General features: G+C 73.8%; 23 protein-coding genes. 17 read left to right on the top strand and 6 right to left on the bottom strand.

Translation table 11 applies throughout. The annotated features are described in order from the left end of the window. The first annotated feature begins 142 nt into the window (after positions 1–142). Positions 143–1,078 carry a transcriptional regulator gene (locus ABEB07_RS00385; protein ID WP_345666494.1) on the top strand — a complete coding sequence of 312 codons (936 nt, stop codon included), beginning with the start codon at positions 143–145 and terminating at the stop codon, positions 1,076–1,078. Between the two features lie 59 nt (positions 1,079–1,137). Here ABEB07_RS00385 and ABEB07_RS00380 read toward each other — a convergent pair whose 3' ends face one another. From ABEB07_RS00380 to ABEB07_RS00370, 3 genes are all read right to left on the bottom strand, one after another. Beyond that, positions 1,138–1,902, bottom strand: coding sequence for an alpha/beta fold hydrolase (locus tag ABEB07_RS00380; protein WP_345666493.1), 765 nt, complete (start codon positions 1,900–1,902; stop codon positions 1,138–1,140). A 46-nt stretch (positions 1,903–1,948) separates the two neighbouring features. Continuing rightward, positions 1,949–3,091: an FAD-dependent oxidoreductase gene (locus ABEB07_RS00375; protein ID WP_345666492.1), complete on the bottom strand. Its 1,143-nt coding sequence runs from the start codon at positions 3,089–3,091 to the stop codon at positions 1,949–1,951. A 181-nt stretch (positions 3,092–3,272) separates the two neighbouring features. Further along, entirely contained in the window at positions 3,273–3,965 is a 693-nt protein-coding gene (locus ABEB07_RS00370; RefSeq protein ID WP_345666491.1) for a TetR/AcrR family transcriptional regulator, read from the bottom strand. A 176-nt stretch (positions 3,966–4,141) separates the two neighbouring features. On the opposite strand from ABEB07_RS00370, the gene ABEB07_RS00365 reads away from it, so the two are divergent. Together ABEB07_RS00365 and lepB are read left to right on the top strand one after the other, a co-directional pair. Beyond that, a complete protein-coding gene (locus ABEB07_RS00365; protein WP_345666490.1) occupies positions 4,142–5,506 on the top strand; it encodes an alkaline phosphatase in 1,365 nt (454 codons plus the stop codon). A gap of 300 nt (positions 5,507–5,806) precedes the next feature. Continuing rightward, positions 5,807–6,547: a signal peptidase I gene (gene lepB / locus ABEB07_RS00360; RefSeq protein WP_345666489.1), complete on the top strand. Its 741-nt coding sequence runs from the start codon at positions 5,807–5,809 to the stop codon at positions 6,545–6,547. On the opposite strand, the gene ABEB07_RS00355 is transcribed toward lepB, so the two are convergent. After that, positions 6,532–7,119 (bottom strand): TetR/AcrR family transcriptional regulator, encoded by a 588-nt coding sequence (locus ABEB07_RS00355; protein WP_176147301.1) that lies wholly within the window; start codon positions 7,117–7,119, stop codon positions 6,532–6,534. The genes lepB and ABEB07_RS00355 overlap by 16 nt on opposite strands. Positions 7,120–7,394: 275 nt before the next feature. Between ABEB07_RS00355 and ABEB07_RS00350 the strand changes: the two genes are divergently transcribed. The 6 genes from ABEB07_RS00350 to ABEB07_RS00325 all read left to right on the top strand — a co-directional run bounded on the left by ABEB07_RS00350 (position 7,395) and on the right by ABEB07_RS00325 (position 11,343). Next, the gene (locus ABEB07_RS00350; RefSeq protein ID WP_176147302.1) at positions 7,395–8,075 is read left to right on the top strand and encodes a DUF6230 family protein; all 681 of its coding nucleotides are present in this window, start codon (positions 7,395–7,397) and stop codon (positions 8,073–8,075) included. Positions 8,076–8,290: 215 nt separating this feature from the next. Beyond that, positions 8,291–8,689, top strand: a complete 399-nt coding sequence (locus ABEB07_RS00345; RefSeq protein ID WP_176147303.1) for a DUF6114 domain-containing protein — start codon at positions 8,291–8,293, stop codon at positions 8,687–8,689. Between the two features lie 50 nt (positions 8,690–8,739). Continuing rightward, positions 8,740–9,522 carry a DUF6230 family protein gene (locus ABEB07_RS00340; RefSeq protein WP_176147304.1) on the top strand — a complete coding sequence of 261 codons (783 nt, stop codon included), beginning with the start codon at positions 8,740–8,742 and terminating at the stop codon, positions 9,520–9,522. After that, a complete protein-coding gene (locus tag ABEB07_RS00335; protein ID WP_345666488.1) occupies positions 9,516–10,004 on the top strand; it encodes a DUF6114 domain-containing protein in 489 nt (162 codons plus the stop codon). The genes ABEB07_RS00340 and ABEB07_RS00335 overlap by 7 nt, the downstream gene beginning before the upstream one ends. Further along, a complete protein-coding gene (locus ABEB07_RS00330) occupies positions 10,001–10,630 on the top strand; it encodes a hypothetical protein (protein ID WP_345666487.1) in 630 nt (209 codons plus the stop codon). Before ABEB07_RS00335 ends, ABEB07_RS00330 begins: the two co-directional genes overlap by 4 nt. Beyond that, the gene (locus tag ABEB07_RS00325) at positions 10,627–11,343 is read left to right on the top strand and encodes a DUF6230 family protein (RefSeq protein ID WP_345666486.1); all 717 of its coding nucleotides are present in this window, start codon (positions 10,627–10,629) and stop codon (positions 11,341–11,343) included. Before ABEB07_RS00330 ends, ABEB07_RS00325 begins: the two co-directional genes overlap by 4 nt. Positions 11,344–11,398: 55 nt before the next feature. On the opposite strand, the gene ABEB07_RS00320 is transcribed toward ABEB07_RS00325, so the two are convergent. Beyond that, on the bottom strand, positions 11,399–12,289 hold the full coding sequence (locus ABEB07_RS00320; protein ID WP_345666485.1) for a helix-turn-helix transcriptional regulator: 891 nt from the start codon (positions 12,287–12,289) through the stop codon (positions 11,399–11,401). Between the two features lie 191 nt (positions 12,290–12,480). Here ABEB07_RS00320 and ABEB07_RS00315 point away from each other — a divergent pair, with 191 nt between their 5' ends. From ABEB07_RS00315 to ABEB07_RS00285, 7 genes are all read left to right on the top strand, one after another. Further along, on the top strand, positions 12,481–13,497 hold the full coding sequence (locus tag ABEB07_RS00315; RefSeq protein ID WP_176147308.1) for a zinc-dependent alcohol dehydrogenase family protein: 1,017 nt from the start codon (positions 12,481–12,483) through the stop codon (positions 13,495–13,497). Between the two features lie 122 nt (positions 13,498–13,619). Then, positions 13,620–14,030 carry a (R)-mandelonitrile lyase gene (locus ABEB07_RS00310; RefSeq protein WP_345666484.1) on the top strand — a complete coding sequence of 137 codons (411 nt, stop codon included), beginning with the start codon at positions 13,620–13,622 and terminating at the stop codon, positions 14,028–14,030. Positions 14,031–14,167: 137 nt separating this feature from the next. After that, positions 14,168–14,290, top strand: a complete 123-nt coding sequence (locus ABEB07_RS00305) for a hypothetical protein (RefSeq protein ID WP_345666483.1) — start codon at positions 14,168–14,170, stop codon at positions 14,288–14,290. Beyond that, complete coding sequence (kdpF, locus tag ABEB07_RS00300; RefSeq protein ID WP_176147310.1) at positions 14,287–14,376, top strand: K(+)-transporting ATPase subunit F; 90 nt, start codon at positions 14,287–14,289, stop codon at positions 14,374–14,376. Before ABEB07_RS00305 ends, kdpF begins: the two co-directional genes overlap by 4 nt. A gap of 8 nt (positions 14,377–14,384) precedes the next feature. Then, on the top strand, positions 14,385–16,046 hold the full coding sequence (gene kdpA, locus ABEB07_RS00295; RefSeq protein ID WP_345666482.1) for a potassium-transporting ATPase subunit KdpA: 1,662 nt from the start codon (positions 14,385–14,387) through the stop codon (positions 16,044–16,046). Positions 16,047–16,078: 32 nt separating this feature from the next. Next, a complete protein-coding gene (kdpB, locus tag ABEB07_RS00290) occupies positions 16,079–18,178 on the top strand; it encodes a potassium-transporting ATPase subunit KdpB (RefSeq protein ID WP_345666481.1) in 2,100 nt (699 codons plus the stop codon). Positions 18,179–18,183: 5 nt separating this feature from the next. Next, the gene (locus ABEB07_RS00285; protein ID WP_176147313.1) at positions 18,184–18,852 is read left to right on the top strand and encodes a potassium-transporting ATPase subunit C; all 669 of its coding nucleotides are present in this window, start codon (positions 18,184–18,186) and stop codon (positions 18,850–18,852) included. Positions 18,853–18,886: 34 nt separating this feature from the next. Here the strand turns inward: ABEB07_RS00285 and ABEB07_RS00280 are convergent, their stop codons facing one another. After that, the gene (locus ABEB07_RS00280; RefSeq protein ID WP_345666480.1) at positions 18,887–20,047 is read right to left on the bottom strand and encodes an alpha-hydroxy-acid oxidizing protein; all 1,161 of its coding nucleotides are present in this window, start codon (positions 20,045–20,047) and stop codon (positions 18,887–18,889) included. A gap of 144 nt (positions 20,048–20,191) precedes the next feature. Here ABEB07_RS00280 and ABEB07_RS00275 point away from each other — a divergent pair, with 144 nt between their 5' ends. Further along, positions 20,192–21,283, top strand: a complete 1,092-nt coding sequence (locus ABEB07_RS00275; RefSeq protein ID WP_345666479.1) for an AsnC family transcriptional regulator — start codon at positions 20,192–20,194, stop codon at positions 21,281–21,283. Positions 21,284–21,346 lie beyond the last annotated feature (63 nt).

Here is a 21,346-nt window from a genome sequence, read left to right as displayed (position 1 = left end):
CCCTCCAGGATCCGCGGGTTCGGTCTTAGTCGGAGCAGCCGCCACCGGAGTCGACGCCCCCCGCGGCGCCGGCCCGACGGAACCCATGATGCCCACGCAGAGGAACGGGCCGGCGGGGGAAGAAGTACCCATATCATCGATCATGCCGGGCGTCTCCTTGCGGTCGCAGGGCCCGGACCGGGAACACGTGGCGCGCCTCGCCGAGGTGGAAGGCCCCCTCCCGCCCATTCTCGTCGACCGCCGCACGCTGCACGTCATCGACGGAATGCACCGTCTGATGGCCGCCTTCGTCCGGGGCGAGCGGGTCATCCGGGTCGAGTACTTCGAGGGCAGCACCGAGGACGCGTTCCTGCGGGCCGTGCAGGCGAACGTGACGCACGGCCTGCCGCTCTCGCAGGCCGACCGACGGGCGGCGGCGGCGAGGATCGTCAAGTCGCACCCCCATCTGTCGGACCGGGCGATCGCGCGCGCGTCCGGCCTCGGGGCCAAGTCGGTGGCCGCCATCCGCCGGCAGTCCGACGGGGTGGTGCGACTGCACGCCAGAATGGGCAGGGACGGCAAGGTCCGCCCGCTCAGCAGCGACGAGGGGCGCAGGCGGGCGGCGGAGCTGATCGCCGAGCGTCCGGACGCCTCGCTGCGTGAGATCGCGCGTCTGGCGGGGCTCTCCCCGGCGACCGTGAGCGATGTGCGCAGACGGCTGCGGGTCGGCGAGGCCCCGGTGATCGCGCCCGACCGCGGAGCGGGTCAGGACGCGCCGGAGTCGTCCGTCCCGCAGGTGCGCGGGCTGCCCACCGCGCACCGGCAGGAGCCGCACGACACCGACCCCCACCACATGCTGGAGAAGCTGCTGCGCGACCCGGCCCTGCGCCACAAGGAGGAGGGCCGGAACCTGCTGCGCCTGCTGCACCAGAACGCCGTCGGGATGCGGCAGCGGTCCGAGCTCACCGCGGCGGTCCCGCCGCACTGCGGCGCCCTGGTGGTGAACCTGGCGCGGCAGTACGCGGAGACCTGGCGGGAGTTCGCCCGCAGCCTCGACGAACAGATCCAGTCGTCGAGTCCGCCGGCGGTGGGCGAGTGAGCGACGCCTGACGGCGCGGCCGCCGCCGTACGGACCAGGTGTGCCGGCCGACGCCGCGATCAGCCGATCGCGGCGTCGGCCGGCCGCGCCAGGAACGCGTCGAGGGCGGCGAACACCGCCGACGGCTCCTCGCGGAGGGGCAGGTGTCCCGCGCCCCGGACGAGCTCGAACCGCGCGTCCGGGAACGCGGCCGCGTAGGCACGGCCGTAGGCGGGGGTCGCCACCCGGTCGTTCTCGCCCCAGATCACCTGGACCGGGCAGGCCACGGCGGACAGCCGGGGCAGCAGACCGGGGTCGCCCAGGTGCGGACCCGCGTAGGCGTGCAGGGCGGCCGGCTGCCGCGCGGCGGGGCCGCCGCGCGGCGCGGGCGCACCGGCCGCGGGTACGGGTCCGGCCGCGGGCGGCGGTCCGCCGGGCGGCGTGATCGGATGGCCGGGCACCTGCGGCCCGATGGCGTCCATGAGCACCAGTCGGCCGATCCTGCCGTCGCGATCGCCGAGGGCGCTCTCGACGGCGACCCACCCGCCGAAGGACGTACCGACGACCGTGACGTCGCGCACGTCGAGCAGTTCGAGCAGGTCGAGGTGGAGTGCGGCCAGGGCGGCCACGGAGTCCAGCGCGTCGGGCCGCGGGGTGTCGTCCCAGCCCGGGTGGGTGGGCGCCAGCACCCGGTGGGCGGCGGAGAGGTGGTCGATCAGGGGCGCGACGCTGTCGGGGCCGGGACCGCCGTGCAGCACGAGCACCGCACCGCCGGTGCCGGCCTCCCGCAGCACGAGGTCGAGGCCGGGACGGGGCCGGACGATACGCGGCAGCGGCGTGGTCATGGTCTCCTCCCGTGGGGCGCGGTCGTCGGGGCGGTGCGGGCGGCGGTCACCGGTCGGCCGGGCCGCTGGTGAAGAAGCCGATCATCTTCTCCAGGCCGTCCTGGCCGAACATCGTGTCCAGGCTGCCGGCGGACTCGGCGGCGGACGCCTCGCCGCGCGGGAAGAGCGCCTCCTCGTACGCGGTCAGGGCGGCCTCCCGGTCGCCGGGGTGCGCGGCGATCGCCCCGGCGAGTTCGGCGCCGTCGAACATGGCCAGGTTGGCGCCCTCGCCGGCGAAGGGCGACATCAGATGCGCGGCGTCGCCCAGCAGCGTCACCCCCGGGGTGCGCGCCCAGCGGTGCCCGACCGGCAGGGCGTGGATGCGGCGCGGCACCAGCGGGCCGTCGGCGTCGGCGACGAGGGCGCGCAGACCGTCGTCCCAGCCCTCGAAGTGGGCCAGGACGGCGGCCTTGGCGGCAGCGCTGTCGCCGAAGTCGATCGTGTCCACCCAGTCCTCGCCGGTCTTGAGCGCGGTGTACACGTGGAGGCTGCCGTCGGTCTCCCGGTGGGCGAGGAACCCGCGCTCGTTCCCGAGGCAGATGAAGAATCCGCCGCCGACGACGGCGGCGCTGCGCGGATGGCGGGTGTCGGCGTCGAGGAGGTCGGTCTCGACGAAGGAGACGCCGGTGTAGGCGGGCCGGGCCGCGGAGACCAGCGGCCGGACGCGGGACCAGGCGCCGTCGGCCCCGATCAGCAGGTCGGTGGTGATCGTGGAGCCGTCGGCGAAGGTCACCGCGTGGCGTCCGCCGTCCAGCGGGCGGGCGCCCGTCACCTTGCTGCCCCAGCGGATCGTGCCGTCCGGGAGGGAGTTGAGGAGCAGGTCCCGCAGGGCGCCGCGGTCCACTTCGGGGCGGGTGCCGCTGTCGTCGTCCGCCGTGGAGACGTGGACGGTGCCGTCCGGTCCGAGCAGCCGCATCGCCTGACCGCCCTCGTGGATCAGCGCGCGGAACTCCTCGTGCAGACCGGCGGCGCGCAGCGCCTTCTGCCCGTTCTCCTCGTGGATGTCGAGCATGCCGCCCTGGACCCGGGCCCGGGCCGACGCCTCCCGTTCGAAGACGGTGGCCTCGATGCCGTGGGTGTGCAGGACCCGGGCCGCGGTCAGGCCGCCGAGGCCGCCGCCGACGACGGCGATGGGGTGGTGGGTGCTCATCTGGCTCCTCCTGGAGTGGTGCGTACGCCGAGGACGACCGCGGCGGCCGGGAGATCCGGCGCGGCGGTCCGTCCGGACGCCTCCGACCGTAGCGAACATGTTCGTGACGAACAAGTTCGTACCAGGGTGTGCGCGTGCCCGGCGCTCCGGAAGCGCGACGGCGCCCGGGCCGCGCGGAGGCTCAGTCCGCCCCGGGCAGCGGGGTCCCCAGGATGCCGTTGATCAGCGCGTCGAAGCCCCAGGACAGCCGGTCCTCGACGGGTCCGGTGAGCAGCTCGGGCAGATGGGCCCTGATCATGGGATGGGAGGTCTCGTCCACGGTGTGCACGGCCTCGGCGAGGGCGTTCCAGTCGTCCGCCACGGCCGGGTCGTGCGCCTGGGTGCCGTGTTCGGCGGCGGTGGCCGTGGCGTACTGCAGCAGCTTGTCGACCCCCCAGGCGGCCTGCCCCCGGCCGGCGCCGCCGCGGGAGAGCAGGCCGAGGACGCGTTCGACCAGGTCGAGGTAGTGCGCGCCGCTGGGGCGGGCCACCAGCGCGGAGCGGGCCAGCTGCGGGTGCGCGAACAGGAGGCGGGTGTAGGAGGTGAGCACCGCGACGAGCTGGTCGCGCCACGCCGGCCCGGCGTCGTCGACGGCGAGGTCGACCTCCCCCAGCAGGGCGTCCAGCACCGCCGCGTGCAGTTCGGCGGTGTTGGCCACGTACACGTACAGCGACGCCGGACCGGTGTCCAGCTCCTGCGCCAGGCGGCGCATCGTCACCTTCTCCAGCCCCTCGGCCCGCATGACGCGCACGGCGGCGTCCACGATGCCGCGCCGGGTGAGGGCGGGCTTGGCGGGCCGCTCGCGGCGGCTCGCCGGTTCTCTCCTGACAGTCATGTCCTCGATCGTAACGAACATGTTCGCACTCGTTCGTCGGGCCCGCGGCGGAGCCGTACGACATGACCTGGACGCGTTCACAAGGGCATTCGTTTACGTCCTCTTTGCCGACGCATGGTGATCTGGCCCGCGTCGAACCACGCATCCGGTCATCGGACGCCCCAAGGAGTCACCTCATGCGCAGACCCACCCGCCGCCACCTCACGGTCGCGACCGCCCTCGTCGCCGCGACCACCGCCGCGGTCGCGGTCACCACGGCCGCCGGCGCCTTCGACGGCAAGGAGCAGGCGAAGCACGCGATCCAGGGCGGGAAGGCGAAGAACGTCATCCTGCTCATCGGCGACGGCATGGGCGACTCGGAGATCACCCTCGCCCGCGACTACTCCGTGGGCGCCGATGGCCGCCTGAACATGGACAAGTTCCCGCTCACCGGCGCTTACACCACGTACGCGGTGCACGCCGACGGCACGCCGGACTACGTCACCGACTCCGCCGCCAGCGGCAGCGGCTGGGCCACCGGAGTCAAGACGGTCAACGGCCGCATCTCCAAGACCCCCGGCACCGACAAGCCGGTGCGGACCCTGCTGGAGCTGGCCCAGCGCAACGGCTACGCCACCGGCAACGTCACCACCTCCGAACTCACCGACGCCACCCCGGCCGTCCTCGCCTCCCACGCCACCGACCGCTCCTGCCAGGGCCCGGCCGACATGGCCAAGTGCCCCGCCGACACGATCGCCGCCGGCGGTCCGGGCTCGATCGCCGAGCAGGAGGTCGCCCACAAGGTGGACGTCCTCTTCGGCGGCGGCAAGCAGCGCTTCGACCAGAAGGTGACCGACGGCCGGTACAAGGGGCTGACGGTCGGCCAGCAGGCGCAGCGGCTCGGCTACCAGATCGTCACCGACGACGCGTCCATGAAGGCGGCCAAGCCGGGCCGGCCGGTCCTCGGTCTCTTCGCCCCGGTCAACGTGCCCACCGAGTGGACCGGCAGGACGGCGGCGGTCGGCGGTACGGACCCGCAGCGGTGCGTCACCTCCAACCCGAACCGCCCGGCCACCACCCCCAGCCTCGCGGACTCCGCCACGAAGGCGATCCAGCTGCTGGAGGCTAAGCAGAAGGCGAACCGCTCCAAGCAGGGCTTCTTCCTCCAGATCGAGGGCGCCTCCATCGACAAGCAGGACCACGCCGCCGACCCCTGCGGCCAGATCGGTGAGACCGTGGCCTTCGACCGCGCGGTGAAGGTGGCCCGCGACTACGCGGCCAAGCACCCCGACACCCTGGTCGTCACCACCGCCGACCACGGCCACACCAGCCAGATCGTGCCCCTGGAGGCCACCCCGCCCGGCCTGTCCTCCACGTTGATCACCGACGAGGGCCAGCAGCTGAAGGTCAACTACTCGACCAACACCCCCGGCCAGTCCCAGGAGCACACCGGCACCGAGGTCCGCATCGCCGCCCAGGGCCCGCAGGCCTACCGCGTCCTCGGCGTCACCAACCAGACCGACCTGTTCACCACGGTCCGCGAGGCGCTGCGGCTGCGCTGAGCGCGGCCGAGCCGCGTGAACGGCGCGGGCGCCGGCGGCCACTGCCGGCGCCCGTACCGCGCCGCGGGTGTGTCGCGCCACGTTGTCTCACGGCGCGGTGGCGCGTTGCCGCACGGCGTGGCGGTGCGCTGCCGCGCGGTCGGGCCGGTCGGGGCGGGGTCTGCGGCCGGGGCCGCATCCTCGGGCGACCACCGGGAGTTGTCGTCCGCGCGCGTTCGTCGTCGGATCACCGGGCGGGTCCCCCCGAGTGCCGTCGCGTGCTCTTCCGGAGCGGTGCGCGATGCGGTGGGATGGGGCGCCATGAGCGCAGACGGAGCCGCACGCGCCGACGGTCACGCCGACGGCCCCGCCGACGGGAACTCCGGCGGACACCCCGGCGGAGTGAATCCCGCCGCCGGTGACCGCGTCCGCCCCCGCCCGCTCCGCCTGGCCGCGCGGGCGGTCGCGGTCGTGGTCACCCTGGTCGTGGTCGGCGCCCTCGCCGTGTTCCTTCTCAGCGTCCGGGTCGACGGGGAGAGCATGGAGCCGACGCTGAGGGACGGGGACCGGCTGCTGGCGATGCCGGGGTCGGGCGACGACGTCCACCGGTTCGACGTGGTGCTGATGCGGACACCGGGCCGGGACACCGTGCTGGTGAAGCGGGTGATCGGCCTGCCGGGCGACCGGGTGGCCATCGAGACGGCGCCGGGCGGCCGGCGGCGGGTCCTGCTCCAGGAGGGCGGTGCGGGGCCCTGGTACCGGCTGATCGGGCCGGGACCCGCGAAGACCGGCGGTGTCGACGCCTGTTGCGGTCCGGACGGCCGGCGCAGCGACCGGGCCGCCCCGCGCACCGTTCCGGCCGGACGGTTCTTCTTCCTCGGCGACCACGCCGACCGTTCCGCCGACTCCCGGACGTACGGGTGGGCCCGGCTGGCCGACGTGTCCGGGCGCGTCAGTCTGCGCGTCTGGCCGTTGGGGGCCGCGCGCGGACTCGGGCCGGGGCCGCGGCTGGAGCCCGTGCCGGACGCACCGGGCGCGGCGCCGGTTCAGCGCGCGGGGTAGCCGGCTATCCGGGCCACGCTCTCCGCGATCCGGCGGGCCGACTCGGCCGGTGACGTGTCGGACTGCATGACGTGGCTGGCGGTGAGCCGGATCGCCGCCTGCACGGCGAGCGCGCGCGAGGCGGGGTCGATCTGCGGCCAGGCACCTGCCGCGTAGGCGTCGGCGGCGGCCTCGGCGGTGGCGAAGGCGGCCTCGGGACGCGTGGTCAGGTAGCGGAGCATCCCGTGGTCGACGCTGCTGGAGAACATGGCCTGGACCAGCGGGTTGTCCGCCGCGAGCCGGAGGGCGAACTCGACGGCGGCGGCCACCGCGGCCCGCAGATCCCCCGGGTGCCGGGCGAGGCTCAGTTCGATGCCGCGCATGCAGCGTTCGACCTCGCGCTGGAAGAGCGCCTCACCCACCTCGTCCTTGGAGCCGAGTTCGCTGTAGAGGGTCTGCCGGCTGACACCCGCCGCCGTCGCGAGGTGCGACATGCGCAGCCGGTCGAATCCGTGCTCGGCGACCAGTGCGTAGGCGGTGTCGAGCAGATGCTCTCTGAGCAGTGACCGGACGGTCTCACGGAACCTCGCCATCGGACGATGGTAGAGCCTGCGGGCGGGGCGCGAACCCCTCGTCCCGGGCCGGGGCGGACTTCGCGCAGCGCTGTGACCAGCGGTGAGACTTTTCGTCAACAAGCTTTGTCTGCAGCCGTCTTGACACTTGCTGACAGGTCGTCCAATTCTCGGACAGGCAGCGCCAGAGTGTCAGGCGGCGCACCGGGGCCGGGTGCGGCGCGTGGAACGCGCACGCCCCGCCACGGCCTGGAATCCGCATCCGCGCGGGAGCGCGGCTCACGGACGGAGAGCACATGCGAGACACCTCGGGAGGCGTCACCCGCTGGCGGAGATCGGCCGTCGTCGCCGTTCCGGCCGCCCTCGCCGTGGCCGGCATGGCCGCGGCCATGCTCCAGGGCGCCCTGGCAGCCAACCTCTCCCTCACCAACGTCCCCTTCACCCTGTCCTCGAAGTCCGTCGCGGCCCCCGGCGGCATCGCCGCCGCGCTCACCACGGTGGACACCGGCAAGAACACCACCGCCGCCTCGGTCGGCATCCCCAAGGCCGGCCTCGACGGCATCTGCGTGCACGCGGCGCAGAAGATCGGGCTGCCCGTCATCGGCGACCTCGGCACCTGGTCGCTGAACATCTCCTCACCCGCGGCCGAGACCCCGCTCACCACGGAGGAACTGGCGTCGGGCAAGGGGCTCCAGGCCGACAAGCTGGTACTGGACGCCCAGGCCGTGAAGGCCGCGCGGGCCCGGCTGAACGCCTCCGAGGGCAGCCCCAACGTCATCGGCGCCGCAGCCGACGGCCCGAACATGCGCTCGGCCGGCATCAAGAACGGCGTCCCCGGCCAGTTCGGCCTGGACGCCACCGGCGGACTCACGGACATCAAGGCGCTGCACGCCGACGCCAACGGCGCCACCCTGTCCGGCGCCATCACCCTGCCCGACCTCACCATCGGTCTGGCCCACGGCGACAAGAGCTGCTGACGACCGGGGGCGCGGCACGGCCGCCGCCCCCGGCCCCGGCCCCGGGAGCCGCCCTCGGCCTCCGCCCTCCCTCCACCGTTCAGGTACCGCGAGGTCGCACCATGACGTCTCCCGCGCCGCACCCGTCCGACTCCGAGTCGCCCGCCTCCGGCCCGTCCGCCTCCGGCCCGTCCGCCTCCGGGCCGTCCGCTTCCGGGCGGTCCGCTCGGGGTGCCGTGCGCCGTGCCCGTTCGGGATTCCGGCGGTGGCGGCGGACGCGGCCGTTCTGGGCGGCGCTCTGGACCGGGCTCGGCGGCTTCGTCATCCTCTTCCTGCCGCTCGCCCCGCTCGGCCGGATCCTCCAGGTCGGCATCGGCGGCATCGCGGGCATGGCGGCCGGGGTCCTGCTCCTGGCCATGGCCCTGCTGATCCTGCTCATGCCCGGGCAGCGCTATACGGCCGGGGTGGTGGCGGTCGTGGCCGGGGTGGCCTCCTTCCCGCTCACCAATCTCGGCGGCCTGGTGGTCGGCATGTTCCTCGCCGTGCTGGGCGGTTCGATGGCCGTCGGCTGGGTGCCCGAACGCCCGCCCCGGCGCCGCCTGTTCCGCCGCCCGCGGAGCGAGAGCGCCTCCTGACCCGCACCGCCCCACCTCACCCCCACCCCGACACCGACTGGAGTAGGCCCATGCGGCTCAGTGATCCCCTGCGCGGGGCCTCGGCCCGGCTCGCGCACCTGCGCTCGGCCGGTGCCCGCCAGGCCGCGGACTGGAACGAACGGATGCTGGCGCAAGCCGGTGACGGGACCCGGCGGGGCACCCGCTGGGGGCGCAGCGCGCTGGCCGCCGTACCGGCCGCGGTGGCGGTCGGGGCCCTCGGGACGGCCCTCGCCGGGGGCGCGCTGGCCGCCGGGTTCAACATCACCCACCAGCCCTTCACCCTCACCTCCAACGGAGTCTCCGGCACCGGGTTCGGCGCGATCGTGAACACCCCGGCCGTCGGCGAGGCGGACGGCACCACCAGCACCCGTACCGGCATGACCCGGGTCGGCTTCTCCCAGGCACGCCTGGCGGGGCTGTGCGGGATCGTCCACCAGAGGTTCGCGGGGGTGCCGTACTCGCTGCTGCTCACCGCCGGGCAGAAGGTCGAGGAGGGCTCCTCGGGGAGTTTCACGCCGGACATCGAGGCGAAGAACCTCTATCTCCAGGCCACCGATCTCGGCTCGCGGGGCGCCACCCGGCTGGAGAACACTGTCATCGGCCAGTCCGCCGACCAGGTCTCGGTGGCCGGCAAGCCGCTGTCCGGAGCCCAGCCCGGAGCCTTCGGCCTGGGCTCCGCCGGAGGCGAGGGCGGGGCCTCGATCAGCCTGCGCGGGCTGGTGGCGCAGGCGCACGACGCGGAGATCGCCGGATCGATGGAGCTGCCGGGGCTCAACCTCCGGGTCGTCCCCGGCTCGGCGACGTCATGCTGAGCCCGGCCGGTCGGCACCCGGCGCGGGAGGCCGCGGACGAGGAGCGCGTGGCCGGCCGGGCCGGCCCGGCGCGCGGCGGGCGGGTGCGGGCGGCGGCGGTCCGCGCGCGCCGGTGGTTCCGGGCGTTCCGGCGGACCCGGCCGTTCTGGGGCGCCCTGTGGATGGTGGCCGGCGGCTGGACGGTGCTCAAGTTCTCGCTGGCGCCGATGCGGCTGGTGGTGAGCACCGGGTTCGACGGCATCGCCGGGTATCTGCTCGGCGGCGGGATGATCCTGTGCGGGCTGATTCCGCTCGCGGCGCCGCGCCAGCGGTTCACCTTCGGCATCCTCGGTTCGGTCCTCGCGGTGGTCTCGCTGGTCGCCTCCAACCTGGGCGGCTTCCTGGTGGGCATGGCCCTCGGGGTGCTCGGGGGAGCGATGACGGTGGGCTGGGGCCCCAAGCGGACGCCTCGCCGCCGACAGGCGCCGGGGGACCCGGCATGACCGCGCGCCGAGGGGGACGTACCGCCCTGATCGCACTGGCGTTCGTGGTGGCGGCCGGATCGGCGGTGGGGCCGCGGCGGGTCGCCGAGGCCGCCGGGGCGCCGACGGCGGGGAAGTCCGCCGCGGACGCGGGCGACGCCCCGTTCCTGCCCCCGGCGCAGCCGCTGCGGGTCACCATCGACGAACTGGTCGCCCAGTCGATGCGGGTGAAGAACGACGTCACCATCCGCCTGGCCGACGGCTCCCAGCGGGTGACCACCCGCTACACCTTCACCCGGCTCGTCGTCACCCACCACATGAAGGTCGTCCACCCCGGTGCCGACGGCGCGCCCACCGTCACCATCGACGTGCCGCACGAGGGCAGTCTCGGCGGCTACGACGGTTTCCTCCAGCCGCAGGAGACGGTGATGTGGGGCGACATCCACCAGGTGTGCCTCAACGTCGTGGTGCGCATCTGCGGCGTGCAGGGGCTGCTCAACGCGTTCGGCTCGGTGATCCCGCTGACGGCGGGCGCCTCGGACTTCGACGGCACGATCTACGCCATCCGCGCCACCTCCCGCCACCCCGGGCCCGGCAACACCGCCGACCCCGTCCACCTGCCCGGAACCATCACGGTGACGCCATGACCGAGCCCGCACACCCGCCGCACGCCCGCGAGCCCGCCCCGGCCGTCGAGGGCCGGACCCACTGGCGCCGGGCGTCCCTGCTGGCGGCGCCGGCCGCCGTGGCCGCCGCGGCGCTGGTCGCGTCGATGGCCACCGGCGCCCTGGCCGTCGAGTTCCGCGCCCAGGGAACGCCGCTCCAGCTGACCACCAGCAGTCTCTACGGGCACGCCTACGGGGCCGCCACCGTCGACCAGCCGGTGACCAGGGCCGACGGCTCCGCCGGCACTGTACCGGTGCTGCGGATGGCGTTCGCGGACGGCCGGGTCAACGGCCTGTGCCTGAGCCAGCGGCAGCGCGCCCTGGGGATGACGTACACGGTGCTGCTGACCCTGGACGACAAGGACCCGGCCACCTGGGAGGTCCGCACCGGGCCGACCGTGATCGACCTGGTCTCGGCGAGCGGGGTGCTCGACCTGGACGGCGTGGTGGACATCAACGTCAACGGCCGGGACGCGGGGGCCGGGGCCGACGGGCCGGGGGTGGCGCTGGGCAGCGGACCGGACCGGTTCGGACTGCGTGCCGACTACGCCAAGTTCCACTCGATCGACGCACGGATCCAGGACATCCAGATCCCGGGGGCGCTCACCACACCCGGTCTGACCATCGACGTCCGGCCGGGCGCCGTCCAGTGCCCCGCGCCGCAGCCGCCCAAGGGCACACCCGCGGGGCCGTGAGCCGGATCGGGCGGGGCAGACCGGACCCCGCCGAGACCCGGGGCGGACGGGTGTGTCAGGCGATGGGACGCCGTACCGGCGCGGCGGCCTCCTCCGTGGCGGCCAGTGAGGCGAGCAGCCGCAGTCCCTCCTCCGAGGGCGAGCCGGGTTCGGCGGTGTAGACGGTCATGCCGAGGCCGGGCTCGGCGGCCAGGTCCAGGACCTCGTAGGCGAGGGTGAGGTCGCCGACCGCCGGGTGGCGGAACCGCTTGGTGCCGGTGCCGTGGCGGCGGACGTCGTGCGCGCCCCACCGGGTGCGGAACTCCTCGCTGCGGGTGGACAGCTCCCCGACGAGGTCGTGCAGGTCCTTGTCGCGGGGGTCGCGGCCGGCCTCGCGGCGCAGGATGGCCACCGCCATGCCCGCGAACAGCTCCCAGTCGGGGTAGAACCGGCGGGAGGCCGGGTCGAGGAAGTTGAAGCGGGCCAGATTGCCCTGGTTGTCCGGGTTGGCGAAGAGGTCGGCGTAGAAGGCGCGGGCGAGCCGGTTGGCGGCCAGGACGTCCGTCCGGCCGTTGCTCACCACCGCGGGCCCCGCCGTGATCGCGTCCAGGGTCCACTGAAGGCCGCGGTGCGGCGTCCACTGCCGGGCGGTGGGCCGGCGGCGGGGGCGGGCGAGGGCGTCGGAGCCGTCGGCGGCCTGGGCCAGGGACAGCAGGTGGGCGCGTTCGGCGTCGTCCAGCTGGAGCGCGCGGGCGACGGCCTCCAGGACGGCCGGGGAGACGCCGGCGAGGACGCCGCGCTCCAGCTTGGCGTAGTACTCCACGCTCATGTCGGCCAGCGCGGCGACCTCGCTCCTGCGCAGCCCGGGCACGCGCCGCCGGGATCCGGCGGGCAGGCCGGCCCGCTCCGGGGTGATCTTCGCTCGCCGCGAGGTCAGGAACTCGCGGACCTCCGCACGGTTGTCCATGCCCCGACCGTACGTCGCGCGCCGCCCCGCAAGGGTGTACCAGCGGTACACCTTTCGGCGGTGACTCGTTCGGCTCCGGCATCGCGGGTTACCTGGTAGGAGGCGCCCCCCGACGGCCACGGTCGCGGCGGGGGCCCGGGGCCCGCCCCGCGCGCGGCCCCTCCCTCCCCCCTCGTGTAAGGACTTTCCCGATGCGCGGAGCAGTGATCCACGCCCCTGGCGACATACGTTTCGAGACCCTGCCCGACCCGAAGATCGTCGATCCGACGGACGCGATCATCCGGACCGCCGTCACCTGCGTGTGCGGCTCCGACCTGTGGGCCTGGCGCGGCCTGGACGCGACCGACGAGGCGCATCCGATGGGCCACGAGTACGTGGGCTTCGTGGAGGAGGTCGGCCCGGAGGTGACCGCGGTCCGGCCGGGCCAGTTCGTCGTCGGCTCGTTCGCGACCTCGGACAACACCTGCGCCAACTGCCGCAACGGCTGGCAGTCCAACTGCCTGAACCGCGAGTTCATGTCCACCTGCCAGGCCGACTATGTACGCATCCCCAACGCCCAGGGCACCCTGGTCGCCACCGACGAGGTGCCGGGCGAGGAGTTCTGGCCCGGTCTGCTGGCCGTCTCCGACGTGATGGGCACCGGCTGGTACGCCGCCGACGCCGCCGAGGTGAGGCCCGGCTCCACCGCCGTGGTCGTCGGCGACGGCGCGGTCGGGCTGTGCGCGGTGATCGCCGCGAAGGAGAGGGGCGCGGAGCGGATCATCGCCATGAGCCGCCACGAGAGCAGGCAGCGGCTCGCCCGCGCGTTCGGCGCCACCGACATCGTCACGGAGCGCGGTGACGAGGGCGTCGCCCGGATCAAGGACCTCACCGACGGGATCGGCGCCGACTCCGTCCTGGAGTGCGTCGGCACCGCCCAGTCCATGAGCCAGGCACTGCGTTCGGCCCGGCCCGGCGGCAACGTCGGCTTCGTCGGCGTGCCCCACGAGGTCGCCGTGGACGGCCAGGAGCTGTTCTTCTCCCACGTCGGCCTGCGCGGCGGCCCCGCCCCGGTACGCCGCTACCTGCCCGACCTCATCGACCGCGTCCTGAGCGGCCGCATCGACCCGGGCCGGGTCTTCGACCTCACCCTGCCCCTGGACCAGGTCGCCGAGGGCTACCGGGCCATGGACGAGCGCCGCGCGATCAAGGCCCTCCTCAAGCCCTGACCCATCCCCGGCCCGCCTCCGTCCGCCGCAGCACGAGCGGCACCGGCAGTTCAAGCGGCACCAACAGCACAAGCGGCACCAGCAGCACCAGCAGCACCAGCAGCACAAGGAGCAGTCACCCCGTGCAGATCACCCGCAGTTCGATCGCCACCGTCAAGGGCCCCGCCGACTGGTTCACCGGCGACGTCTACATCGACGCCGTCGCCGCGGCCCCCGCCCCGTCCCGCGTCAGCGCCAACCTGGTGCACTTCATGCCCGGCGCCCGCACCCACTGGCACCGCCACCCGCTGAGCCAGACCGTCTTCGTCACCGAGGGCGTCGGCCTGTGTCAGCGCCGGGGCGGACCGGTCGAGGTCATCCGGCCCGGCGACCGCGTCCTGTTCGAGGCCGACGAGGAGCACTGGCACGGCGCCGCCCCGAACCGGCTGATGGTCCACCTGGCCCTCAACGAGGCCGACGCCGACCACGACGTCGTGCACTGGCTGACTCCCGTCACCGACGAGGAGTACGCCGCCGCCCCACCCACCGACTGACCCGGGCGGCACGACCGCCGGGGGCCGCGATGCGGCCCCCGGCGGTCTTCGTATGGGACCCGTCAAAGCCGTGACCTGGGACGTAAGAGGGCCGTCAAGGGGTGGTCCGGTCCGGGCGACGCGGAGGTTTCCTCTGAGTGTCCCCGTTTCCCCTTCGCACCTCTCGGGAGTTCACGATGGCCGATCTGGCCTTCGTCGTCACCGTGCTCGCGGCCTTCGCGCTGGTGGCACTCGTCGCCAAGGGGGTGACGAAGCTGTGACCGCCGAGAACGTCGTCGGCCTGATCGCGGCCGTCGCCCTGCTGGGCTATCTCGTCCTCGCCCTGCTCTTCCCGGAGAGGTTCTGAGCGCCGACATGGGTCCCGTCACGTCAGGCGTGCTCCAACTGCTCGCCCTCATCGGCGCACTCGCGCTGGTCCACCTACCCGCCGGCTCCTACATGGCCCGGGTCTACTCCTCCCCACGCCATCTGCGGGTGGAGAAGTGGCTCTACCGGGGCATCGGCGCCGATCCCGACGCCCAGATGACCTGGCCGGCGTATCTGCGTGCCGTCCTCGCCTTCTCGGCCGTGGGCGTCCTCCTCCTCTACCTGCTCCAGCGGCTCCAGGGCGTCCTGCCCGGCTCGCTGGGCTTCTCCTCGGTCGATCCGGCGCAGTCGTTCAACACGGCCGTGTCGTTCGTGACGAACACCAACTGGCAGTCGTACTACGGCGAACAGACCATGGGGCACGTCGTGCAGACGGCCGGTCTGGCCGTGCAGAACTTCGTCTCGGCGGCCGTCGGCATGGCCGTCGCGGTCGCGCTGGTCCGCGGCTTCGCCCGCTCTCGCACCGGCGAACTCGGCAACTTCTGGGCCGACCTGGTGCGCGGCACCCTGCGGATCCTGGTGCCGGTCGCCGCCCTCGCGGCGGTGGTGCTGGTCGCCTGCGGCGCGATCCAGAACTTCTCCGGCATCCACGAGGTCGGCCAGTTCATGGGCGGCTCCCAGCAGTGGAACGGGGGCGCGGTGGCGTCCCAGGAGGCCATCAAGGAACTGGGCACCAACGGCGGCGGCTACTTCAACGCCAACAGCGCCCACCCCTTCGAGAACCCCACCCCCTTCAGCAACCTGCTGGAGATCTTCCTCATCCTGGTGATCCCGTTCTCGCTGACCCGCACCTTCGGCCTGATGGTCGGCAGCGTGCGGCAGGGCTACGCGATCCTCGCCACGATGGCCACCATCTGGGTCGGTTTCGTCGCGCTGATGATGTGGACCGAGTTCGCCCACCACGGACCGGCGCTCCAGGCGGCGGGCGCGGCCATGGAGGGCAAGGAGGTCCGGTTCGGCGTCGGCGGCTCGTCCCTGTTCGCGGTGTCCACGACGCTGACCTCGACGGGCGCGGTGGACTCCTTCCACTCCTCCTTCACCGGCCTCGGCGGCGGGATCGCCATGCTCGGGATGATGCTCGGCGAGATCGCGCCCGGCGGCACCGGCTCCGGCCTCTACGGCATGCTGATCATGGCCGTGATCGCGGTGTTCATCGCCGGCCTGATGGTCGGCCGCACCCCCGAGTACCTGGGCAAGAAGATCGGCGGCCGGGAGATGAAGCTCGCCGCCTGCTACCTCCTGGTCACCCCCACCCTGGTCCTGGTGTGCACCGCCGCCTCCATGGCGCTGCCCACCCCGCCGCACTCCATGCTCAACTCCGGCGCGCACGGCTTCTCCGAGATCCTGTACGCCTTCACCTCCGCGGCCAACAACAACGGCTCGGCCTTCGCCGGGCTGAACGCCGACACCGACTGGTTCAACACCATGACGGGTCTGGCCATGCTGCTCGGCCGCTTCCTGCCGATGGTGTTCGTGCTGGCGCTGGCCGGCTCGCTGGCCCGGCAGCAGCCCGTACCGGTCACCGCCGGCACCCTGCGCACCGAGAAGCCGCTGTTCGCCGGCCTGCTGGTGGGCGCGATCCTGATCATCACCGGTCTCACCTACTTCCCGGCCCTCGCGCTGGGACCGCTCGCCGAAGGGCTGGCGTGATGACGACCCGTACCGAGAATCCAGAGGACTCCATGTCCACAGCCACCCCCGCCCGCGCGCCGCACGGCGAGGCCCCCACCGGGCGCGGGCCCGCCGAAGGCCGGGTCGGAGCGGGCCTGTTCGAGCCCGGCCGGCTGGTCAGGTCGCTGCCCCAGGCCGTCCGCAAGCTCGACCCGCGGGTGATGGTCACGTCGCCCGTGATGTTCGTGGTGTGGGTCGGCTCCCTGCTCACCACCGCCTTCTCCTGTGCGCACCCGGGCGACTGGTTCGGCTGGACGATCAGCGCCTGGCTGTGGCTGACCGTCCTGTTCGCCAACCTGGCCGAGGCCGTCGCCGAGGGCCGCGGCAAGGCCCAGGCCGACACCCTGCGCAAGGCGAAGACCGACACGGTCGCCCGGCGGCAGGTGGACGGCCGCGAGGAGCGGGTGCCCGGCACCGCCCTCGGGATCGGCGACCTGGTGGTCTGCGAGGCCGGTGACGTCATCCCCGGCGACGGCGACGTGGTCGAAGGCGTCGCCTCGGTCGACGAGTCGGCCATCACCGGCGAGTCCGCGCCCGTCATCCGCGAGTCCGGCGGCGACCGCAGCGCCGTCACCGGCGGCACCAAGGTCCTCTCCGACCGCATCGTCGTCAAGATCACGACCAGGCCCGGCGAGACCTTCATCGACCGGATGATCAGCCTGGTAGAGGGCGCGGCCCGGCAGAAGACGCCCAACGAGATCGCGCTGAACATCCTGCTCGCCTCGCTCACCGTCGTCTTCCTGCTGGCCTGCGCCACCCTGCCGCCGCTCGCCGGCTACGCGGGCGCCCACCTGAGCATGGTCGTCCTGGTCGCCCTGCTGGTCTGCCTGATCCCGACCACGATCGGCGCGCTGCTCTCCGCGATCGGCATCGCCGGCATGGACCGGCTGGTGCAGCGCAACGTCCTGGCCATGTCCGGCCGCGCCGTCGAGGCGGCCGGCGACGTCTCCACGCTGCTGCTGGACAAGACCGGCACCATCACCCTCGGCAACCGCAGGGCGGCCCGGTTCGTGCCGGTGCGCGGCGCCACCGAGGCCGAGGTCGCCGACGCCGCACAGCTGTCCTCGCTGGCGGACGAGACCCCGGAGGGGCGTTCCGTCGTCGTCCTGGCCAAGGAGCGCCACGGGCTGCGCGAGCGGCACGAGGGCGAGCTGACCGGCGCGCGGTGGATCGCCTTCACCGCCCAGACCCGGATGTCCGGCGTCGACGTCGACGGCCGCGAGGTCCGCAAGGGCGCCACCGCCTCGGTCCTCGCCTGGGTGGCGGAGCGGGGCGGCACGGTCGCCGAGGACGCGGCCGCCGTCGCCGACCGGATCTCCGAGGCCGGCGGCACCCCGCTGCTCGTCGCCGTCCACGACGAGCGCGGCGCCCGCATCCTCGGCGTCATCCACCTCAAGGACGTCGTCAAGGACGGCATGCGCGAACGCTTCGGGGAACTGCGCCGCATGGGCATCAGGACGGTCATGATCACGGGTGACAACCCGCTGACCGCCAAGGCCATCGCGGAGGAGGCGGGCGTGGACGACTTCCTCGCCGAGGCCACCCCCGAGGACAAGATGGCCCTCATCAAGCGCGAGCAGGCCGGCGGCAAGCTGGTCGCGATGACCGGCGACGGCACCAACGACGCGCCCGCGCTGGCCCAGGCGGACGTGGGCGTGGCGATGAACACCGGCACGTCGGCCGCCAAGGAGGCCGGCAACATGGTCGACCTCGACTCCGACCCCACCAAGCTCATCGAGATCGTGGAGATCGGCAAACAGCTGCTGATCACCCGCGGCGCGCTGACCACCTTCTCCATCGCCAACGACGTGGCGAAGTACTTCGCGATCATCCCGGCGCTGTTCGCGGCCGTCTACCCCGGCCTGGACAAGCTGAACGTCATGCACCTGACCTCGCCGTCCTCGGCGATCCTGTCCGCCGTCGTCTTCAACGCGCTGATCATCGTCGCGCTGGTGCCGCTCTCCCTGAAGGGCGTGCGCTACCGGCCGATGAGCGCCGACCGGATGCTGCGCCGCAACCTCGCGCTGTACGGCGTCGGCGGGCTGATCGCCCCCTTCGTCGGCATCAAGATCATCGACCTGCTCGTCTCCCTCATCCCCGGAATCGGCTGATCGCCATGAACACTTCCGTCACGAACACCGCCCGGCTGCTCGGCGCGGGTCTGCGGGCCCTGCTCGTGCTGACCCTGGTGACCGGCGTCGTCTACCCGCTGGTCGTCACCGGCATCGCCCAGGCCCTGTTCCCCGGCCGGGCGAACGGCTCCGAGATCAGGGCGGACGGCAGGGTCGTGGGCTCGTCCCTGATCGGACAGCCGTACGACCTGCCGCCGGCGAAGGGACAGCAGGCGCCGCGGCCCGATCTCAAATGGTTCCAGGGCCGGCCGGCGAACGGGCTCGGCGCCAACAGCGTCAACACGCGATACCACCTGATCCTGTCCGGCGCCACCAACCTGGCCGCCGACAGCAAGGCGCTGCTCCAGCAGGTCCGGGACGCCAAGGCCGCCGTCGTCAGGGACAACTCCGTACCCGGCTACACCGTCGAGCCGTCCGACGTGCCCGCGGACGCGGTGACCTCCTCCGGCTCCGGCCTCGACCCCGACATCTCCCCGGCCTACGCCGCCCTCCAGACGCACCGGGTCGCCGCCGAGAACCGCCTGCCGCTCGCCCGGGTGCGGCAGCTGGTCGAGGACCACACCACCGGCCGCACCCTCGGCTTCCTGGGCGAGCCGAGGGTGAACGTCCTCGAACTCAACACCGCGCTCAAGGACCTGGCGGCCAAGGGCTGACGGCGCGGCCCGGCGAGGACCGGCGCCCCGCGGGTCAGCGCACGCGCCGCAGGGCGTCGGGCGTGAGGTCGGCCGGCGTGGGATAGCCGTCCACGGCCATCAGCAGATCGGCCTCGGCGAGCAGCGAGCGCAGCACGTGCACGATGCCGTCGGCGCCGCCGAGGGCCGCCCCGTAGACGTAGGGGCGGCCGACGCCCACCGCGGTGGCGCCCAGTGCGAGCGCCTTGACCACGTCGGCCCCGGTGCGCACCCCGGAGTCGAACAGCACCGGCAGGCCGTCGGCGGCGGCCACCACGCCGGGCAGCGCGTCCAGCGCCGGCAGGCCCCCGTCGGCCTGCCGGCCGCCGTGGTTGGAGCAGTAGACGCCGTCCACGCCGCCGTCCCGGGCGCGGCGGACGTCGTCGGGGTGGCAGATGCCCTTGAGGATCAGCGGCAGATCGGTCATCGACCGCAGCCACGACAGGTCGTCCCAGGTGAGCGGGTTGCCGAAGGTCAGCGCCCAGTGCAGTACGGCGGCCTGCGGATCGTCCTCGGGAGCCTTGGCGAGGCGGGAGCGGAAGACCGGGTCGGAGAAGTAGTTGGCCAGGCAGTGGCCGCGCAGCTGGGGGAAGTTGGCGGTCGTCAGGTCGCGCGGCCGCCAGCCGGTGATCCAGGTGTCCAGGGTGACCACGATGCCCTGGAACCCGGCGGCCTCCGCCCGGCGCACCAGACTCTCGGCCACCTCCCGGTCGGTGGGGGTGTAGAGCTGGAAGAAGCCGGGCGTGCCGCCGAACTCGGCGGCCACCTCCTCCAGCGGATCGACCGTGAGGGTGGAGGCGACCATCGGCACGCCGGTGCGGGCGGCGGCGCGGGCGGTGGCCAGGTCGCCGTGGCCGTCCGGCGCGCACAGCCCGATCACCCCGACCGGCGCCATGAACAGCGGGGTGGCCAGGCGCAGGCCGAACAGCTCGACGGACAGGTCACGTTCGGTGGGACTGACCATCATGCGCGGCATGAGGCCCCACCCCTCGAACGCGGCGACGTTGGCCCGCTGGGTGCGCTCGTCGCCCGCGCCGCCCGCCACGTAGGAGCGCACCGACGGCGCCATCGCCGCCTGGGCCGGCGGCTCCAGATCCCGGTAGGTCATCGGCAGGCCCGGCACCACACCGCGCAGCCCGTCGAGGTAGATCTCGTTCTGGTAGTCGGCGAAAGCCATGCCCCGCTCCTCCGGCGTCACATCGGTCCCGGCCCGCCCGGCGCGGACCCCACGGGCCCGGTCCGACGGGCCCGAGCCCTAGAGTGGGAGATGAAGCCCCCGACGCCGCCCAGACGCAGGATTCTCGCCCCGGAGAGGGCCCGGATGCAGGAAACGGCGAAGCCGCTCAGCGAGGACGACCTGGCGCTGATCCACGCCCTGCAACTGCGCCCCAGGGCCTCATGGACCGAACTCGGCCGCGTCCTCGCGGTGGACCCGGTGACCGTCGCCCGGCGCTTCGCCCGGCTGAACGGGCAGGGCGCCGCCTGGGTCGGCCTCTCGCCGGGGGCGCGCCTGTTCGAACAGGTCCATGCCGCCTTCGTCGAGATCGACTGCGCCCCCGGCGCCGCCGCCCGCACCGCCGCCGCCCTCGCGGCGCACCCGCACCTGCTCACCCTCGAACGGTCCGCCGCGGGCCACGACATCCTCGCCACGATCGCCACCGCCGACCTGCCCGCGCTCTCGCGCTACACCCTCGACGTGCTGCCCCGGATCGCGGGGATCACGGCGGTACGGGTCAGGATCGTCACCCACATGTTCACCGAGGGCGGCCGCTGGCGCATCGCCGCCCTCGAACCCGGCCAGCGCAGCCGGCTGACCGCCCCGCCCGCCGCCGGACCGCCCCGCCCCGGCCACCGCGACATCACCGCGTTCGACCGGGCGCTGCTGGCCCGCCTGGCCCACGACGGCCGCGCCTCCTACCAGAGCCTCGCCACCGCACTCGGCGTCAGCCTCTCCAGCGCCCGGCGCCGGGTGGAGCGACTCGTCCGCCTGGACCTGCTGCGCTTCCGCTGCGACTTCGCCCGGCCGCTCGGTGGCTGGCCGGTCGCCGTCACCTTCCGGGCCAGGGCCGCGCCCACCGAGCTGCCCGAGATCGGCCACGCCCTGGTCCGGCGGCCCGAGACCCGCAACTGCGCGGCGGTCACCGGCCCGGACAACCTCGTCCTTCAGGCCAGCCTCCACTGCGTGGAGGACGTGCCGCGCCTGGAGACGCAGCTGGCGGCCGCCCACCCGGGCCTGGACATCGTCGACCGGACCATCACGCTGCGCCACGACAAACTCCTGGGCCGGCTGCTCGACCCGCACGGCCGGTCCGTGGGCGTGGTCCCACCGGACGTCTGGGCGGAACCGGACGTCCGGGCGGAACCGGGAGGCGCGGGGGACGCGGCCGGCGCGGACGACATGGACGTACCGTAAGCGACCGCTTAGTATCCCTGGGGGAAGCACCCGCCCGTCCGACCGCCCCCCGAGAAGCCGAGA

The organism is Streptomyces similanensis, assembly GCF_039543625.1.
GTDB classification, from domain to species: domain Bacteria; phylum Actinomycetota; class Actinomycetes; order Streptomycetales; family Streptomycetaceae; genus Streptomyces; species Streptomyces similanensis.
Note: the sequence above shows the minus strand (reverse complement) of the source record. Positions and strands in the feature narration are given on the sequence as shown.

Bases quoted from the DNA above. Each gene is read 5' to 3' on its own strand.
- ABEB07_RS00385 (WP_345666494.1), top strand. From the start codon at position 143: ATGCCGGGCGTCTCCTTGCGGTCGCAGGGCCCGGACCGGGAACACGTG.
- ABEB07_RS00380 (WP_345666493.1), bottom strand. From the start codon at position 1,902: ATGACCACGCCGCTGCCGCGTATCGTCCGGCCCCGTCCCGGCCTCGAC.
- ABEB07_RS00375 (WP_345666492.1), bottom strand. From the start codon at position 3,091: ATGAGCACCCACCACCCCATCGCCGTCGTCGGCGGCGGCCTCGGCGGC.
- ABEB07_RS00370 (WP_345666491.1), bottom strand. From the start codon at position 3,965: ATGACTGTCAGGAGAGAACCGGCGAGCCGCCGCGAGCGGCCCGCCAAG.
- ABEB07_RS00365 (WP_345666490.1), top strand. From the start codon at position 4,142: ATGCGCAGACCCACCCGCCGCCACCTCACGGTCGCGACCGCCCTCGTC.
- lepB (WP_345666489.1), top strand. From the start codon at position 5,807: ATGAGCGCAGACGGAGCCGCACGCGCCGACGGTCACGCCGACGGCCCC.
- ABEB07_RS00355 (WP_176147301.1), bottom strand. From the start codon at position 7,119: ATGGCGAGGTTCCGTGAGACCGTCCGGTCACTGCTCAGAGAGCATCTG.
- ABEB07_RS00350 (WP_176147302.1), top strand. From the start codon at position 7,395: ATGCGAGACACCTCGGGAGGCGTCACCCGCTGGCGGAGATCGGCCGTC.
- ABEB07_RS00340 (WP_176147304.1), top strand. From the start codon at position 8,740: ATGCGGCTCAGTGATCCCCTGCGCGGGGCCTCGGCCCGGCTCGCGCAC.
- ABEB07_RS00335 (WP_345666488.1), top strand. From the start codon at position 9,516: ATGCTGAGCCCGGCCGGTCGGCACCCGGCGCGGGAGGCCGCGGACGAG.
- ABEB07_RS00330 (WP_345666487.1), top strand. From the start codon at position 10,001: ATGACCGCGCGCCGAGGGGGACGTACCGCCCTGATCGCACTGGCGTTC.
- ABEB07_RS00325 (WP_345666486.1), top strand. From the start codon at position 10,627: ATGACCGAGCCCGCACACCCGCCGCACGCCCGCGAGCCCGCCCCGGCC.
- ABEB07_RS00320 (WP_345666485.1), bottom strand. From the start codon at position 12,289: ATGGACAACCGTGCGGAGGTCCGCGAGTTCCTGACCTCGCGGCGAGCG.
- ABEB07_RS00315 (WP_176147308.1), top strand. From the start codon at position 12,481: ATGCGCGGAGCAGTGATCCACGCCCCTGGCGACATACGTTTCGAGACC.
- kdpA (WP_345666482.1), top strand. From the start codon at position 14,385: ATGGGTCCCGTCACGTCAGGCGTGCTCCAACTGCTCGCCCTCATCGGC.
- kdpB (WP_345666481.1), top strand. From the start codon at position 16,079: ATGTCCACAGCCACCCCCGCCCGCGCGCCGCACGGCGAGGCCCCCACC.
- ABEB07_RS00285 (WP_176147313.1), top strand. From the start codon at position 18,184: ATGAACACTTCCGTCACGAACACCGCCCGGCTGCTCGGCGCGGGTCTG.
- ABEB07_RS00280 (WP_345666480.1), bottom strand. From the start codon at position 20,047: ATGGCTTTCGCCGACTACCAGAACGAGATCTACCTCGACGGGCTGCGC.
- ABEB07_RS00275 (WP_345666479.1), top strand. From the start codon at position 20,192: ATGCAGGAAACGGCGAAGCCGCTCAGCGAGGACGACCTGGCGCTGATC.